This window comes from Microbacterium sp. CGR2 (assembly GCF_003626735.1).
GTDB lineage: Bacteria > Actinomycetota > Actinomycetes > Actinomycetales > Microbacteriaceae > Microbacterium.
In genome coordinates this window covers 316,908-331,858 of the sequence record NZ_RBHX01000001.1, presented here as the reverse complement: position 1 = coordinate 331,858, position 14,951 = coordinate 316,908, and the positions used below count along the sequence as shown (strand labels likewise).

Annotated in this window: 12 protein-coding genes; 5 read left to right on the top strand and 7 right to left on the bottom strand. The window is 69.0% G+C overall.

The genetic code is table 11. The features are described from left to right. The first annotated feature begins 41 nt into the window (after positions 1-41). Positions 42-1,259, top strand: coding sequence for an ATP-binding protein (locus D7252_RS01745; protein WP_120773820.1), 1,218 nt, complete (start codon positions 42-44; stop codon positions 1,257-1,259). After that, positions 1,252-1,911, top strand: coding sequence for a response regulator transcription factor (locus D7252_RS01740; protein ID WP_120773819.1), 660 nt, complete (start codon positions 1,252-1,254; stop codon positions 1,909-1,911). Before D7252_RS01745 ends, D7252_RS01740 begins: the two co-directional genes overlap by 8 nt. A 22-nt stretch (positions 1,912-1,933) precedes the next feature. Here the strand turns inward: D7252_RS01740 and D7252_RS01735 are convergent, their stop codons facing one another. The 5 genes from D7252_RS01735 to D7252_RS01715 all read right to left on the bottom strand — a co-directional run bounded on the left by D7252_RS01735 (position 1,934) and on the right by D7252_RS01715 (position 10,291). Continuing rightward, complete coding sequence (locus tag D7252_RS01735; protein WP_120773818.1) at positions 1,934-2,341, bottom strand: DapH/DapD/GlmU-related protein; 408 nt, start codon at positions 2,339-2,341, stop codon at positions 1,934-1,936. A gap of 81 nt (positions 2,342-2,422) precedes the next feature. Continuing rightward, positions 2,423-3,196 (bottom strand): DNA-formamidopyrimidine glycosylase family protein, encoded by a 774-nt coding sequence (locus D7252_RS01730; RefSeq protein ID WP_120773817.1) that lies wholly within the window; start codon positions 3,194-3,196, stop codon positions 2,423-2,425. Then, entirely contained in the window at positions 3,196-3,987 is a 792-nt protein-coding gene (locus D7252_RS01725; protein WP_120773816.1) for an EI24 domain-containing protein, read from the bottom strand. The genes D7252_RS01730 and D7252_RS01725 overlap by 1 nt, the downstream gene beginning before the upstream one ends. A gap of 36 nt (positions 3,988-4,023) precedes the next feature. Then, the gene (locus tag D7252_RS01720) at positions 4,024-8,628 is read right to left on the bottom strand and encodes an ATP-dependent helicase (protein ID WP_120773815.1); all 4,605 of its coding nucleotides are present in this window, start codon (positions 8,626-8,628) and stop codon (positions 4,024-4,026) included. Positions 8,629-8,674: 46 nt separating this feature from the next. Then, the gene (locus D7252_RS01715) at positions 8,675-10,291 is read right to left on the bottom strand and encodes an ABC-F family ATP-binding cassette domain-containing protein (RefSeq protein WP_120773814.1); all 1,617 of its coding nucleotides are present in this window, start codon (positions 10,289-10,291) and stop codon (positions 8,675-8,677) included. A 330-nt stretch (positions 10,292-10,621) separates the two neighbouring features. Between D7252_RS01715 and D7252_RS01710 the strand changes: the two genes are divergently transcribed. Beyond that, positions 10,622-10,897, top strand: a complete 276-nt coding sequence (locus D7252_RS01710; RefSeq protein ID WP_120773813.1) for a hypothetical protein — start codon at positions 10,622-10,624, stop codon at positions 10,895-10,897. Here the strand turns inward: D7252_RS01710 and D7252_RS01705 are convergent, their stop codons facing one another. Beyond that, on the bottom strand, positions 10,898-11,554 hold the full coding sequence (locus D7252_RS01705) for an alpha/beta hydrolase (RefSeq protein ID WP_259461029.1): 657 nt from the start codon (positions 11,552-11,554) through the stop codon (positions 10,898-10,900). 70 nt (positions 11,555-11,624) lie between these two features. Between D7252_RS01705 and D7252_RS01700 the strand changes: the two genes are divergently transcribed. After that, entirely contained in the window at positions 11,625-12,230 is a 606-nt protein-coding gene (locus D7252_RS01700; protein ID WP_120773811.1) for a DUF4916 domain-containing protein, read from the top strand. A 35-nt stretch (positions 12,231-12,265) separates the two neighbouring features. Here the strand turns inward: D7252_RS01700 and D7252_RS01695 are convergent, their stop codons facing one another. Then, positions 12,266-13,333 (bottom strand): low specificity L-threonine aldolase, encoded by a 1,068-nt coding sequence (locus tag D7252_RS01695; protein WP_120773810.1) that lies wholly within the window; start codon positions 13,331-13,333, stop codon positions 12,266-12,268. 95 nt (positions 13,334-13,428) lie between these two features. Between D7252_RS01695 and D7252_RS01690 the strand changes: the two genes are divergently transcribed. Further along, on the top strand, positions 13,429-14,949 hold the full coding sequence (locus tag D7252_RS01690; RefSeq protein ID WP_251050564.1) for an MFS transporter: 1,521 nt from the start codon (positions 13,429-13,431) through the stop codon (positions 14,947-14,949). The last annotated feature ends 2 nt before the right edge of the window (positions 14,950-14,951 follow it).

Genomic DNA, 14,951 nt, shown 5'->3' with positions numbered 1-14,951 from the left:
GGTGGACCCCGAACCCGTGCAGTGGATGGTTGGATGGCGACATGTCCTCTTCGGCCCGCGTCTCGGTGCGACCTGTTCGTGTGGCCGCCCCGCCGCGCCCGCCGCTGACCCGTGACCGGGAATGTCTGGTGTCGGGTGTGAGCGCCGGGCTCGCGCGTCATCTGGGCGCTCGGGTGTGGATGGTGCGGGCGCTCTTCATCGGCCTCGCGCTGTGCGGGGGAGCCGGCATCCTGCTCTACACCTGGTGCTGGATGTTCACTTCATGGGAGGACGGGGATGCCAGCCCGACCAGACGGATGCCGGTGGCCTGGCTGCTGCTCGTCCCGGCCGTCGTCGGCACGCTCCTCGTGCTGTTCTGGCGCGGGGGCACCGACTGGCTGAGCGGGACGATCCCCTCGGATGCCGCCGCCGTGGTCGTGGGCGGCACCGTCGCGTTCGCGACCGGTGCCGGTCTCTGGGCCACCCTCATCGACAGCACCGACACCGCTCGAGGGCCACGGCACACCATGACGGTGCGGGTCCTTGCGACTGCGCTCCTGGGGCTGATGTTCGCTCTCCTGCTGGCGCGCCCGGGCGCGAGCGTCGGGGTCGCCCTCGTGCTGGTTCCGCTCGCGGGTCTCCTCGCCGTCATCCTGTCGACGATGATCCCGCGGTGGCGTGACCTCGCGGGTGAGCGCGTGCGTCGCATCCGCGAGGAGCAGCGCAGCGAGATGGCCGCGCACCTGCACGACTCCGTGCTGCAGACCCTCGCGCTGATCCAGAACAGAGCGGGGGCGTCCAGTGAGGCGGCGCGGCTGGCGCGAGCGCAGGAGCGGGAGCTCCGCGCGTGGCTGTACGACGGCGATGCTCCGGCAGACAGCGACCTCGCGACGGATCTCCGCGACTACGCAGGTGGCTTGGAACTCGACTACCCGGTGCGGATCGACGTGGTCTCCGCCGGGCTCTCCGCCGAACGGGCGAGCGGGGAGCTGGCCGCCGCAGCCAGAGAGGCGATGCTGAACGCCGCACGTCACGCCGGCGGCGAGATCTCGGTGTACATCGAAGGGAGCGCCACGGGTGTGGATGTCTTCGTCCGCGACCGCGGCGCGGGGTTCCGACTCGACGATGTCCCGGGCGACCGCCTCGGCGTGCGGGAATCCATCGTCGGGCGCATGCGACGGGCCGGAGGCTCGGGGACCGTTCGCAGTGAGGCGAACGGCACCGAGGTGCATCTGCACATCACCACGAGCACCTTCCAGGAACGGGAGAGCCGTGGCTGACAGCATCCGCGTCGTGATCGTCGACGACCATTCGATCTTCCGCGCAGGCCTCCGTGCCGACCTGGAGACGAGCATCGAGGTCGTCGGTGAGGCGGCCGACGTGCCCTCCGCGATCGCTGTGATCGCCGAGGCGCATCCCGACGTCGTCCTGCTCGACGTGCACCTGCCGGGCGGGGCGGGAGAGGATTCCACCGGCGGCGAAGCCGTCATCCGCGGCTCGGCGCCGACGGCATCCCGCTTTCTCGCGTTGAGCGTGTCGGATGCAGCCGCCGATGTCGTCCGGGTGATCCGGGCGGGCGCGCGCGGGTACATCACGAAAGGGTCGTCCGGAGGTGAAGTGAGCCGCGCCGTGCACGCGGTCACCGGCGGAGACGCGGTGTTCTCACCGCGTCTCGCCGGCTTCGTGCTCGATGCCTTCGGCGCTGTCGCAGGAGAGATCGCCACGGCGAACGACGAACTCGACCGTCTGTCCGCGCGCGAGCAGGAGGTCATGCGGCTCATCGCTCGCGGGTATGCCTACAAAGAGGTCGCGTCCGAGCTGTTCATCTCGATCAAGACGGTCGAGACGCACGTGTCATCCGTGCTGCGCAAGCTTCAGCTGTCTTCCCGGCACGAACTCACCGTCTGGGCGTCGGAACGCCGCCTCCTGTAAGCGACCAGCCGCAGCTGCCGGCTCAGGCCGCGAGCCACAGACCCTTCGGGTTCGTCGCGACGGTGAGCCCGGCGGCGACGGTCTCGTCGTCTCCGATTCGTGCACCGCGTACGATCCGTGCGCCTGCTCCCACCTCGGTGCGGACACCGACGTGCGCGTTGTCGCCCACTGCGGCACCTTGGCCGATGTGCGCGTGTGCGTCGATGTGCGCGCCTTCGCCGATCACGGCATCCGGTTCCACCCATGCTCCACGCGCGATCGTCGCCCCGGCGCCGATGCGTGCTCCTGGTTCGATGTACGCGCCCGCTTCGATGTGTGCCTTCGGATGCACCTTCGCGCCGTGCGCGACGAGACCGCGGCCATTGGCGTGCTTGCGATACCGCAGCGTCGCGCCCTGGTCGTTCTCGATGTCGACGTAGTTCTTGCCCACGTTTCCTCCCGTGTTCCGGAGTTCTCCGGATATATCAACAACCACGCCTGCCGCGGATTCATTCCCGCGGATGGATGATCGTCATCGCTGACAGAACGGGCACCAGAAAGTGAGGCGTTCACGGGTCGGATCGGCGCCGAGTTCCCCCCGGAGGACTCTTGTTCCGCAGCGTCGGCAGGGTTGACCGGCCCGACCGTATACCCACGCGGCGTGACCCGGACGATTGATGCCGGTGAACGTGCGCCGAGAGCGATCTCGATTGGCTCTGATGGTTCGTACCCCGAGCTCGAGAAGGGCGGCGATGTCGACCTCAGGAGTCGGTGTGGTCGGGAGGATCCCGCGCAGGAACAGCAGTTCAGCAGCGTATTCGTTGCCGAAGCCGGCGACATTTCGCTGATCGAGGAGGGCGACGTGGATGCTGCGCGTATCGCCGCTGAGACGACGGATCGCTTCGGCCATGTCCCAGTCCGGTGCGAGGGGGTCGGGGCCGAGATATCCGACGAGCTGGTCTTCGTCGCGGGTCGGCACCACTTCGACCTCGGCGATGTCGACGCCGACGGCTTCACGCTCGGCCGTCCCGACGATCGCGCGCACCTTGAATGCCGGATGCCGCCACTTCTCGCCAGGGCGGTAGAGGAACCATGCGCCGTCCATGCGCAGATGCGAATGCACCGTGCTGTCGCCTATGCGAAGCAGCAGGTGTTTTCCGCGCGACGCGGCGCCGTGGACGGGTTGGCCGGTCAGATCGAGCGCCGCGAACCGGGGGACACGCAGATCGAAACGCGTGACCTCGCCGCCGGCAAGTGCGTCGTTCAGGCGCTGCGCCGTGCGGAAGACGGTATCGCCTTCGGGCATCAGTGTCCTCCAGTGCCGGGGGAAGGCGGCGAGGGAGGTGGCGGTGTCGACGGTGTCGGCGCGCGGCGCGTGAGCATGTCGCGGGCCAGCATGGTGCTCCCCGCGACGGCGGCCGGCATGACCAGGACAGCGCCGCCCGGGATGAGGAAGCAGAGCTGCGTCGCGACCCCGAAACCGAGCACTCGGGCCCGACTGCCGGAGAACAGCGAGGCCCGGGCGGCGGGCGAGAGGTCACGTGCGTCGAATGCCCTCCCGGTGAGCTCCCTTGCGAGGAGTCTGCCGGTGAGGATCACGCCGGTGACCGGCCCGAGGATGCCACCGATCGCCGGTATGAGGCCGCAGAGAAGCACCGTGATCGCGATCAGGATACCCAGCAGGATGAGTCGCAGTCCCTCGCCGAGAGTCGTCCAGAAGCTGCCGCCTTCGGCGGGTGGGGCCTCACCGAGGTCGACCTCGACCGCACGCCAGATGCGCTCGTAGAACGGGTCGCCGATGGTGAGGGTCAGGGCGGTGAATGTCGCGCTGGAAAGCGCGAGCGCCGCGACGATGATCACGAAGCCGATCGCTCCGCGCACCAGACCCCGCCACGGTTCGGTCCATCCTTGGGCGAAGGGTGTCACCCAGGTCGTGATCGACCCCATGTTGAGGATCAACGGAAGCAGCAGGGCCGCGAGCAGGATGACGGTGATGACGGCGGGGATCAGGCCGAGGTTCATCAGCCCGGGGCGAGTGCGCCACAGCCCGAATCCGCGAAACAGGGTACGGACGCCGATGCTGAACTCGCGGATCATGGCTCCCAGCGTAGGCGTGAGCAGTGGTATCCCGCGTCACACGGCCTTGCGCAGGGTGTAGCCGCGCGGGGTGACGACGAAGCCGGCCTCCTGCAAGGCGATCGCCAGTTCGGTCCCGTACACACCCTCGCCGTTGATCTTCTCGACCGTGAGCGTGTCGAGCCGGCGGGCGCGGGCGGTCCCCGCGAGATCGGATGCCGCGGCGCGCAGCACATCGGTGTCGTCGCTGAACGACAGCACGGTGCGTCCGCCGCGTTCGAGGTAGAGCACCAGTGCGCCGTCGACCAGCACCACGAGGCCACCGGCTTTACGGCCGGGACGATGCGACACGTCGTCGCGTTTGGGCCAGCCGAGCGCGGCACCGTAGGGGTTGGCCGGGTCTGTGGCGGCCAGGGTGACGGCATTCCGTGGCGGGGGGTCGGCCAGCCCGGCGTATGTCCGCAGGCGATCCACGGTCGCCGATGCGGCGAACTGCGCCGCTCCGAGCCTTTCGATCACATACCCACGGCGGCAGTGCCCCGCTTCCTCGAATCCCGCGAGCACCCGGTACGCCTGCGCGAATCCGCCGGGGATGCCTTCGGACTGCACGGCGCCACGGGTCACGACTCCGTAGCGGTCGAGGAGAAGCCCGGCGGTGACGGTCGCGCGGCGGGCGGCATCGCTCTCAGCCGTCGGGAGGAGCGACCAGCGCCCGCCGATCGACGTCGGCCGTGGTGCGGTGCGCGTGAGTGACATGCCCCGGTAGGTGCGTGCACGGGGAGCGCGCCGGGTGACCTTGTGGGCTTGGGAGCCGCCGGCGAGCAGAGACCGGATGGGTGCGAACGTGTCATTGGTGACGTGGCCCGACCACGTCAGCGACCACAGGGCCTCCAGGACGGACTGCTCGTTGTCGGCCGTGGCCATCTCCTTCAACTGGCTGGCGAAGTATGCGCCGCCGGCCTGGAGCGCACTGCGCAGGCGTGCCTCCAGGGAGTCGCTCGCGACCTCGGGGTCGGGCTCCGGAAGGGTAAACGGGGCGAGGTCGGCGGGGTGCATCGAGACCCAGCCGTCGCGCCCGGGAAGGGTGCCATGCCCCGACCAGATCACTTCGCCGGCGGTCGTCAGTTCGTCGAGCATCTCCGGGGTGTAGTCGCGCACTCGGGAGGGAAGGACCAGTGATTCCCAGGCACTCGCGGGAATCGGCACGCCCGCGAACTGCTCGATCACGGTCATCACACCGTCGAGGCCCTCCAGAGGCCTGCCCAGATGCTGCCAGTCGGGCACGAACCGCGCGTACGCCTCGGGGGAAACGGGTTCGACCGAGCCCCGGATCGCTGCGAGCGAGCGCATACGGAGGCGCCGCAGGACCTCGGTGTCGCACCACTCGATGTTCTCGTGCGCGCCGGTGCCCGTCGAAGGACCGGTCGCTTCCGGCAGGAAGTACCCGCTGGTGAGGCGGCCGGCATTCTCGAGACGTTGCAGGGTGTGTCGGGCGACGGCCGCGCCGATGCCGAAGCGGGTGGCGACGGCATCCGTCGTGAAGGGTCCGTGGGTGCGCGCGTGGCGGGCCACGATGTCGCCGAGCGGGTCGGCCAGAGGTTCGAGGAAAGCCACGGGGATGCCGGTCGGGAGGGCCGCGCCGAGCGCATCGCGCAGGCGTCCGGCGTCTTCGATCGCCGCCACGCGGCCCACACCGGAGATCGTCACCCGGATCGCCCTCCGAGCGGTGATCAGGTCATCGAGCAGATCGGCTGCCGTGCTCTCGCCGACGGTGTCGGGGTCGAGGCGTGCCGTGACCTCGTCGGCGTCGAGCGGGCCGAGCAGTCGAAGAAGATCGGCGACGCCCTCGATCCCACGGGCGCGGCGCTCAGGGTCGAGGCGTTGCGCCTCGCGTTCGAACTGGGCGATCACCTCCGGGTCGAGCAGCTCTCGAAGCTCGACCGTGCCGAGGAGTTCGCCGAGCAGAGCGGGGTCGACCGACAGCGCGGCGGCCCTGCGCTCGGCGAGTGGCGAGTCGCCCTCGTACATGAAGGCTCCGACGTACCCGAACAGCAGATCCCGTGCGTACGGCGACGGCTGCCCCGGCTGCGTCTCGACGAGGCGGATGCGCCGATCGGCGATCGACGTCGCGAGTCGTCGCAGCGACGGCAGGTCGTAGACGTCTTGCAGCACCTCACGCAGCGTCTCGAGGATCACGGGGAACGTCGGATGCCGCCGGGCGACCTCGAGCAGTTGCGCGGAGCGTTGTCGCTGCTGCCACAGCGGCGTGCGCTTGTTCGGGTTCATGCGGGGCATGAGCAGAGCTCTCGCCGCACATTCGCGGAACCGGGAGGCGAACAGCGCGGAGCCGCCGACCTCCTGGGTGACGAGGTGTTCGAGCTCTTCCGGGTCGAACACGAACAGTTCGGCCCCCGGAGGCTCCGCCTCGGCATCCGGGATACGCACGATGATGCCGTCATCGCTCGCCACGGCCGACCCTTCGACCCCCAGTCGCTCACGCACGCGGGCGTTGATCGCCAGAGCCCACGGCGCGTGCACCTTCATCCCGTAGGGGGAATGCAGGATGACCCGCCAGTCGCCCACCTCGTCGCGACCGCGCTCGACCGTGAGGGTGCGGTCGGTCGGGAGGGTTCCGGTGGCCTCCCGCTGCTCGGTGAGATGTGCCATCAGGTTCGCTCTGGCCTGCTCGTCGAGGCCGGCGTCGATGAGGCGCTGCGCAGCCTTCTCAGGGGTGGCGGCCGATACCTCGCGGGAGAATCTGCCGAGCGCTTCGCCGAGTTCGAACGGTCGGCCGATGCCGTCGCCGTGCCAGAACGGCACCTTGCCCGGCTGGCCGTAGGCGGGGATGACGTTGACACGGTCGTGCGTGATCTCGGCGATGCGCCAGCTGGTCGTGCCGAGAGTGAACACATCGCCGACGCGGGACTCGTAGACCATCTCCTCGTCGAGCTCCCCGACCCTGGCGCCGGTCGTCTCACCGGCGACGAACACCCCGAACAGGCCGCGGTCGGGAATGGTGCCACCGCTCGTCACCGCGATCCGCTGCGCCCCCGGCCGCCCGGTGAGGGTGCCCGCGTCGCGATCCCAGACGAGTCTCGGGCGCAACTCGGCGAACTCGTCGGAGGGGAAACGTCCGGCCAACAGGTCGAGCGTCGCCTCGTAGGCAGACCGCGGCAGTGACTGGAAGGGTGCAGACCGGCGAACCGTCTCGAACCACTCTTCGACGCTGATGGCTCCGAGCGCGCTCGCCGCCACTGTCTGCTGGGCGAGGATGTCGAGGGGATTCCGCGGCACCTGGATCGCCTCGATCTTGCCCTGCAGCATCCGCTCGGTGACGATCGCGGTGTGCAGGACGTCACCACGATGCTTGGGGAACAGCGCCGCTCGGCTGATCTCGCCCACCTGGTGCCCGGCGCGTCCGACGCGCTGCAGACCCGACGCGGCCGACGGCGGTGCCTCCACCTGGATCACCAGGTCGACGGCACCCATGTCGATGCCGAGTTCGAGGCTGCTGGTCGCGACGACACAGCGCAGGATCCCGGACTTGAGTTCTTCTTCGACCTGCGCCCGCTGCTCTTTGGAGACGGAACCGTGATGCGCCTTCGCGAGCACGGGGTCGGCGCCCGCCGTCGCACCGGCCTGCGCCATCATCTGGGCGGGCACGGATGCTTCGGGGACGGGCACGCCGATCCGCTCGGAGTAGATCTCGTTGAGGCGTCCGGTCAGCCGCTCGGCGAGGCGGCGGCTGTTGGCGAAGACGATCGTGGAGTTGTTCTGGAGGATGCGATCGACGATCGCCTCTTCGACGTGCGGCCAGACGGAGCCGGTGACCTCGGTGTACTCCGCGTCGCCGCCGGAAGCGTCGGACGAGGTGCCGGGTGGGGGAGGAGGGTTGGTCATGTCGTCCATCGGGACGATGACGCCGAGTTCGAAGGTCTTCGATGCCGGTGGGGCGACGATCTCGACCGGTGCCGAGCCGCCGAGGAACCGGGCGACCTCGTCGATCGGCCGGACGGTCGCCGACAGACCGATGCGCTGCGCGGCCGCCTCTGTGCCATGCGACCGGCGCAGAGCGTCGAGCCGCTCCAGGCTCAGCGCGAGGTGCGCGCCGCGTTTGGTGGCCGCGACGGCGTGCACCTCGTCGATGATCACCGTGTGCACGTCTCGCAGGGTCTCGCCCGCGCGACTCGTGAGCATCAGATACAGCGACTCGGGCGTCGTGATGAGGATGTCGGGAGGATCGGAGACCAGCTTGCGCCGATCGCTCGAGGTGGTGTCGCCGGATCGCACACCGACGGTGACCGACGGTGCCGGCAAGCCGAGCCTTCTGGCGGACTGTCCGATGCCGATCAACGGCGAACGGAGGTTGCGTTCGACGTCGACGCCGAGTGCTTTCAGCGGCGAGATGTAGAGGATGCGTGTGCGCGAGCGGTCTTTCTGCGGCGCCGCGTCCGCGTGCTCGATGCGCTCCCGGAAGACGCTGTCGATCGCCCAGAGGAACGCCGACAGGGTCTTTCCCGACCCTGTCGGCGCGACGACGAGTGCGTGCTTTCCCGCCGAGATCGCGTCCCACGCGCCGATCTGGGCAGGAGTGGGCGCGGGGAACGCCCCCTGGAACCAGTCGTGCGTGGCGGGGGTGAAGCGTTCGAGCACATCGCTCATCCCTCCATCTTGGTCGAGGCAGCCGACATCGGGGTCGGGATTCGTCTCACCCCACGACGATGCCCTCCTCGAGTGAGCCGTCCGCGCTGATCTCGAGCGTCAGGTCGAGGTCGAGGCGGGTGAGGAACGCGTCGTCGTGGCTGACCACGAGCACGGCACCGCGGTAAGCGCGAAGCGCCTCGACCAGCTGATCAACCGTGTCGAGGTCGAGATTGTTGGTCGGCTCGTCCAGCACCACCAGATGCGGAGCCGGGTCGGCGAGCAGCAGCTTCGCCAGCGCGACACGGAAGCGCTCGCCGCCGGAGAGCGCCGACACCGGGCGCTCTGCCGTCGCGCCGCGGATGAGGAATCGCGCGAGTCGGTTGCGCAACTCCTTCTCCGGCACCTCCGGGGCCACGTCGGCGATGTTGGCGAACACCGAACGGCTCTCATCCAGTCCGTCGATCCGCTGCGGCAGATAGCCCACTCGATCGGTGAATCGCTCCGCACGCAGCCCGCCCACGGTCGGGGTGACGTCCGCAGCCACCAACTTCTCGAGCAGCGTCGTCTTGCCGGCGCCGTTGCGTCCGATCAGGGCGGTGCGTTCCGGGCCCTGGATGACCCACGACCGCTCCTCGCCCCCGAGCATCGCGATGCGCCGCGCGCGGGAGACCTGCGGGTCGGGGAGCTCGATCTTCATCGAGTCATCCGAGCGCACGCGTCGCCCTGCCGCATCGAGCGCCGTGCGCGCAGCATCCTCCTTGGCGCCGACCTCGGTGCGGAGCCTGCCGGCGGACACCTCGGCCGCCATCTTGCGTCCGTGGGCGACGATCTTCGGAACCCGCTTCTCGATCTCCGCCTTCTTCGCCGTGCGGGCGCGATGGGCGAGCTTCACCTCCGCTTCGATTCTCTGCCGCTTCTCCTTGCGCAGCGTCTGCGCGGCCGAGACCTCCGCCTGCTTCGCCGCATCCTGCTCGGAGTCGAGCCAGGCGCGCCACTCCGAATACGGACCTCCGAAGACGCTCAGGGTCTGCGCGTACAACTCGGCCGTGTCATCCATCAGCTCCAGCAGAGACAGATCGTGGCTGACGACGATGAGCGTGCCCTTCCAGGCGCGCACCATCGTCGCGAGCTTCGCCCTGGCATGGCGGTCGAGGTTGTTGGTCGGCTCGTCGAGCAGCGTGATCGGAGCGCCCCCGAGGCGGATTCCCGCGATGGCGACGAGCACCGCTTCCCCGCCCGAGAGTTCGCCGACGGTCCGGTCGAGGAACTCCGGGGCCAGACCCGCCTCCGCCAACGAAGCCTCGGCGCGCGCCTCGATGTCCCAGTCGTCGCCGACGGCGTCGAAGTGCGCGGGGTCGGCGTCGCCGGCCGCGATGGCACGCACGGCATCGAGCGCGTCCGAGACGCCGAGGAGGTCGGCGACGCGTCGGTCGACGTCGAGCGTCAATCGCTGCGGGAGATACGCCATCTCGCCGGACGCCGCGACGACGCCCGACGTCGGGTCGAGTTCGCCGGCCATCAGCTTCAGAAGAGTCGATTTGCCTGCGCCGTTGCGGCCGACGAGGCCGGTGCGCCCCGTGCCGAACGCTCCGGAGACGCCGTCGAGGGCGGTGGTGCCGTCGGGCCAGGTGAATGTGACGCGATCGAGGACGATCGATTGGTGAAAGGTGGGGTGTGACATGGTGTCTCCTGTCGAGTGCGAGGTCGCACTGACACCGGAGCCTCGGTCGGCCGGGTGGCCGGAGCGGGCGGAGCGGTCCTCGAGGAGCGGGTCACCAAGCGGGCCGATTCCTGGCCGGGGTGGTTCCCTGAGCGTGTCGAGGGTTCGTCGGGTCAGCGCGCGGAAAGAAGGGCGCGGAGGCGACGAATCAGATCAAAGGACTTCCAGACACGGCGGACAGGACTCCATGACGATACCCGGGCGTGTCGAGAGTTCGCAACCCCGGGGTGTCGCTCGGAGATCCGCCGTGCGGGGGATGCCGTGCCTCGCGGGTGCTCCTAGCGTGGAGACATGGGAGAAGACATGAGCCCGAATGAGATGCGCACGCGGTCAGGGTTCGCGATCGGTCTCGCTCTGGGGATGAGCATCGGCGTGGGCTGTGGCCTCGCCATGGACAACTGGGGGCTCGGCCTCGGGATCGGCGTCGCGATCGGCACGGCTTTCGGTGCAGCTTTCAGCGGGGCCTTCGCTCAGTCGCCGAGTGGCGAGCCCGGAGCGGGGGAGCAGTCGACGGACGAACTGCCCACCGACGAACCGCTCGCCGACGACCCCGATCCGGGTCGCTGATCAGGATGCTTCGAGGCCGTCCAGCCACTTCGTGAGGAACAGTCGCACGTCGGCGAGTTCGTCTTCGGAGATGCTGTGGGTCAGACCGGTGTAGACGCGACCGGACAGCTCGGAGTGATCCGGCAGCCATTGCGCGGTGTGGTCGATCAGCTCAGGGGGGATGACGTCGTCGTTCGTGCCGCGCCCCCAGAAGACCGGCGGGCGCAGCTCGGCGAGGGTCTCGTCGTGCGGAAGGTCGCCGGGTGTCGCGTACCCGCTCAGGGCCACCACGGCGCCGAAGCGCTCCGGCGCCAGACGAAGTGCCTGCAGCGAGACCGCCGCTCCCTGTGAGAACCCGAGCAGCGCCACGGAAGGCGCGTCGCCCGCTGTGGCGTCGAGCCAGCGGAGGAACGCTTCGGCGGCGGCGGTCACCGCGTGCGCGCTGCGCCCTTCCAGGCCTTCGATCGGATACCAGGAGCGCCCCGGCATCGGCCACGGCGGCGCGAGAGGGGCGGCGACGGAGGCCACCGCGATCCCCTCGGGAAGATGAGGGATCAGACCGAAGAGGTCATGTTCGTCCGCGCCGTAGCCGTGCAGCAGCACCAGCAGCGGCATGCGCCCACGTTCGTCCGACGACCATCTGGTCGCACCGTCGTCGATGATCAGGTTCTCGCTCACACTCTCATCCTGCCAGCGGAGTCCGACACGCCCCATGTCGGACCGGAGGTGCGGCTGGTAGAAAGGAGGCATGTCGGTCCGCACACCTGATCCCGAGCCGGAACCCGAAGACCAAGGTCTCGGCGCGTTCCGTGAGGCGAACACTCCGCAACCCGGTTCCAACCCGGGTTGGCTCAGCGACGTCGAGCTCGAGGAGGCGCGGCGACACCTCCCGATGCTGTACGTCGAGGCGATCCCGGTGCGCACGGACGGCTCCGGACAGGTGACAGAGATCGGCATCCTGCTGCGCTCGACGCCGATGGGGGAGATGACCCGCACGATCGTCTCCGGGCGCGTCCGCTTCGGCGAGACCATCCGGGATGCTCTCTTCCGTCACGTCGAGAACGACCTCGGGCCGATGGCCTTCCCCCTGCTCCCGCCGCAGCCGCTGCCCTTCACGGTGGCCGAGTACTTCCCGATCCCGGGCGTGAGCGCCTACCACGACGATCGGCAGCATGCGGTGTCCCTGGCGTTCGTCGTGCCGGTCACCGGCACGTGCGAGCCTCGCCAGGACGCGCTCGAAGTCACCTGGTTCCCGCCGGAGGCCGCCGCATCCGACGCCGTCGCCGCGGAGATGGAGGGCGGACGAGGCACGCTCATCCGCCTGGCTCTCGCGAACCTCGGACTGCTGCGCTGAGCCCCGGTGAGCTGGCCGTCGCGCTCCGGTGCTGGTCAGGCGCCGGTCAGGCGCGAGAGCTCAGCGACGAACGCGTCGACGTCCGACTCCTCGGTGTCGAAACTGCACATCCAGCGCACCTCGTTGCGGGCGGCATCCCAGTCGTAGAAACGGAAGGACTCGCGCAACCGGTCGGCGACGCCGTCGGGCAACGTCGCGAAGACACCGTTCGACTGGGTCGTCTGCGTGAAGGAGACACCGCGGATGGAGCCCTCGACGATGCCGGCCTCGACGGCGGAACGCAGCCGTGCGGCCATGGCGTTGGCGTGGCGGGCGTTTCGCAGCCACAGGTCGCCTTCGAGCAACGCGATCAGCTGCGCTGACACGAAGCGCATCTTCGAGGAGAGCTGCATGTTGAACTTGCGCGAGTAGACGAGTCCGTCGGATGCCGCCGGGTTCAGGACGACCACGGCCTCGCCCAGCATCGCGCCGTTCTTGGTGCCGCCGAAGCTGAGCACGTCGACGCCGGCATCGCGCGTGAAAGCACGCAGGGGCAGATCGAGCGCGGCCGCGGCGTTGGAGAGGCGGGCGCCGTCGAGGTGCAGCTTCATGCCGCGGTCGTGCACGTGGTCGGCGATGATGCGGATCTCATCCGCCGTGTAGAGCGTGCCGAGTTCTGTCGACTGCGTGATGGAGACGACCAAGGGCTGCGCACGGTGCTCGTCGCCCCACCCCCAGGCCTCGCGGTCGATGAGCTCCGGGGTGAGCTTGCCGTCGTCGGTGGGGACGGTGAGCAGCTTGAATCCGCCGATCTTCTCGGGAGCACCGCCCTCGTCGACGTTGATGTGTGCGGAGGACGCGGCGATCACGGCGCCCCAGCGCGGCAGCATCGACTGCAGGCCGGTGACGTTCGCGCCCGTGCCGTTGAACACGGGGAAGGCCTGCACGCCCTCACCGAAGTGCGCCTGGAAGACCTCCTGGAGCCGCGCCGTGTAGGCGTCTTCGCCGTAGGCGACCTGGTGACCGCCGTTCGCCGCGCTGATCGCGGCGAGGACCTCGGGGTGGATGCCGGAGTAGTTGTCACTGGCGAATCCCCGGATCGCGGGGTCATGCGTATGGCTCACCGCACAAGCCTATTGCCCCGGGGCAGCGCGGGCGGCTCGAGCGGACCGAGGCCGAGGTCTATCGGATGTCGGAGGGTCGCCCTACCCTCTTAGGCATGGAGCGCACCGCAGCAAGCACTGCTTTCGCGAACGTCCTCGTCAACACGCTGATCGCCAACGTGACGACGAGTTTTCTCTGGTTCGCCCTCACCTTCTGGGTCTACATCGAGACCCAGTCGGTGCTCGCCACCGGCATCATCGGCGGCGCGTACATGCTGTTCGTCGCGTTCTTCGCGATGTTCTTCGGCACGATCGTCGACCGCCACCGCAAGCACCGGGTCATGCTGCTGTCGAGCGTCATCTCGGCCGTGGCGTTCCTGATCGCGGGGCTCCTCTATCTCTGGCAGCCCGAATCGGCCCTGCTCGACCTCGGCGGGCCGTGGTTCTGGCTGTTCTCCGGCGTCATCCTGTTCGGCGGGGTGATCGAGCAGCTGCGCAACATCGCGCTGTCCACGACGGTGACTCTGCTCATCCCCGAAGAGAAGCGCGTGAACGCGAACGGGCTCGTCGGCACCGTGCAGGGCCTCGCGTTCCTGGTGACCAGCGTGTTCTCCGGGCTCTCGATCGGTTTCCTCGGCATGGGATGGACTCTGGCGATCGCCATCGCGGCCATGGCGCTCACCTTCGCGCACCTCCTGTTCATCCGGATTCCCGAGGGAACGCCCAAGCCCGATCCGAACGGCGCGAGTGCGCTCGACTTCCGAGGCAGCGTGCAGGCGATCCGGCTCGCGCCCGGCCTGTTCGCGCTGATCGTCTTCTCCACGTTCAACAACCTCATCGGCGGGGTCTACATGGCGCTGATGGACCCGTACGGGCTCACGCTGTTCGACGCACAGACGTGGGGCTTCGCGCTCGCCTTCGCTTCGACGGGTTTCCTCATCGGCGGCGGGCTGGTCGCCAAGTTCGGACTCGGCCCCAAGCCGATGCGCACGATGTTGCTCGTCGTCATCGCGATGGGCCTGCTCGGCGCGGTCTTCATGCTGCGCGAATGGTGGCCGTTGTACGTGATCGGCATGTGGCTCTACATGGCACTGGTGCCGCCCGTCGAAGCCGCGGAGCAGACCGTCATCCAGAAGGTCGTGCCGTACGAGCGGCAGGGGCGCGTCTTCGGCGTCGCGGCGGCTATGGAGGCCGCCGCCGCTCCCATCACCGCGTTCCTCATCGCTCCCATCGCCGAGTTCCTGATCATCCCGTACATGAACACACGCGAAGGGCAGCAGCAGTGGGGGTGGCTGCTCGGTGAGGGGGAAGCACGCGGTATCGCGCTGATCTGCCTGTTCGCCGGACTCATCATGGTGGTGGCCGCGACGCTGGCCTTCTTCACCCGCTCGTACCGCCGGCTCACCGAGCTGTATGCGACGGCGCCGGAGCAGAACCCGCAGGACGAGATCGCCACGCCGACGGGAGGTCCGGACTCCGCCGCGAACGACGCCGGTGCCGACGCTCCGGCGGGGGCAGCGGTCGACGCAGAGTCGGGGAGCGCAACAGCCAGAGAGATCAAGGCTGGCGAACGGGTCTTCGACGCTCCTCCGCCGTTGCGGGGGCAGCCGCCTGAGATCCCCGACCGTCGAGGCTAGCC

Excerpts from the sequence above, each read along its gene's own strand:
- D7252_RS01690 (WP_251050564.1), top strand. The coding sequence starts at position 13,429 with ATGGAGCGCACCGCAGCAAGCACTGCTTTCGCGAACGTCCTCGTCAAC.
- D7252_RS01715 (WP_120773814.1), bottom strand. The coding sequence starts at position 10,291 with ATGTCACACCCCACCTTTCACCAATCGATCGTCCTCGATCGCGTCACA.
- D7252_RS01720 (WP_120773815.1), bottom strand. The coding sequence starts at position 8,628 with ATGAGCGATGTGCTCGAACGCTTCACCCCCGCCACGCACGACTGGTTC.
- D7252_RS01710 (WP_120773813.1), top strand. The coding sequence starts at position 10,622 with ATGGGAGAAGACATGAGCCCGAATGAGATGCGCACGCGGTCAGGGTTC.
- D7252_RS01745 (WP_120773820.1), top strand. The coding sequence starts at position 42 with ATGTCCTCTTCGGCCCGCGTCTCGGTGCGACCTGTTCGTGTGGCCGCC.
- D7252_RS01700 (WP_120773811.1), top strand. The coding sequence starts at position 11,625 with ATGTCGGTCCGCACACCTGATCCCGAGCCGGAACCCGAAGACCAAGGT.
- D7252_RS01730 (WP_120773817.1), bottom strand. The coding sequence starts at position 3,196 with ATGCCCGAAGGCGATACCGTCTTCCGCACGGCGCAGCGCCTGAACGAC.
- D7252_RS01725 (WP_120773816.1), bottom strand. The coding sequence starts at position 3,987 with ATGATCCGCGAGTTCAGCATCGGCGTCCGTACCCTGTTTCGCGGATTC.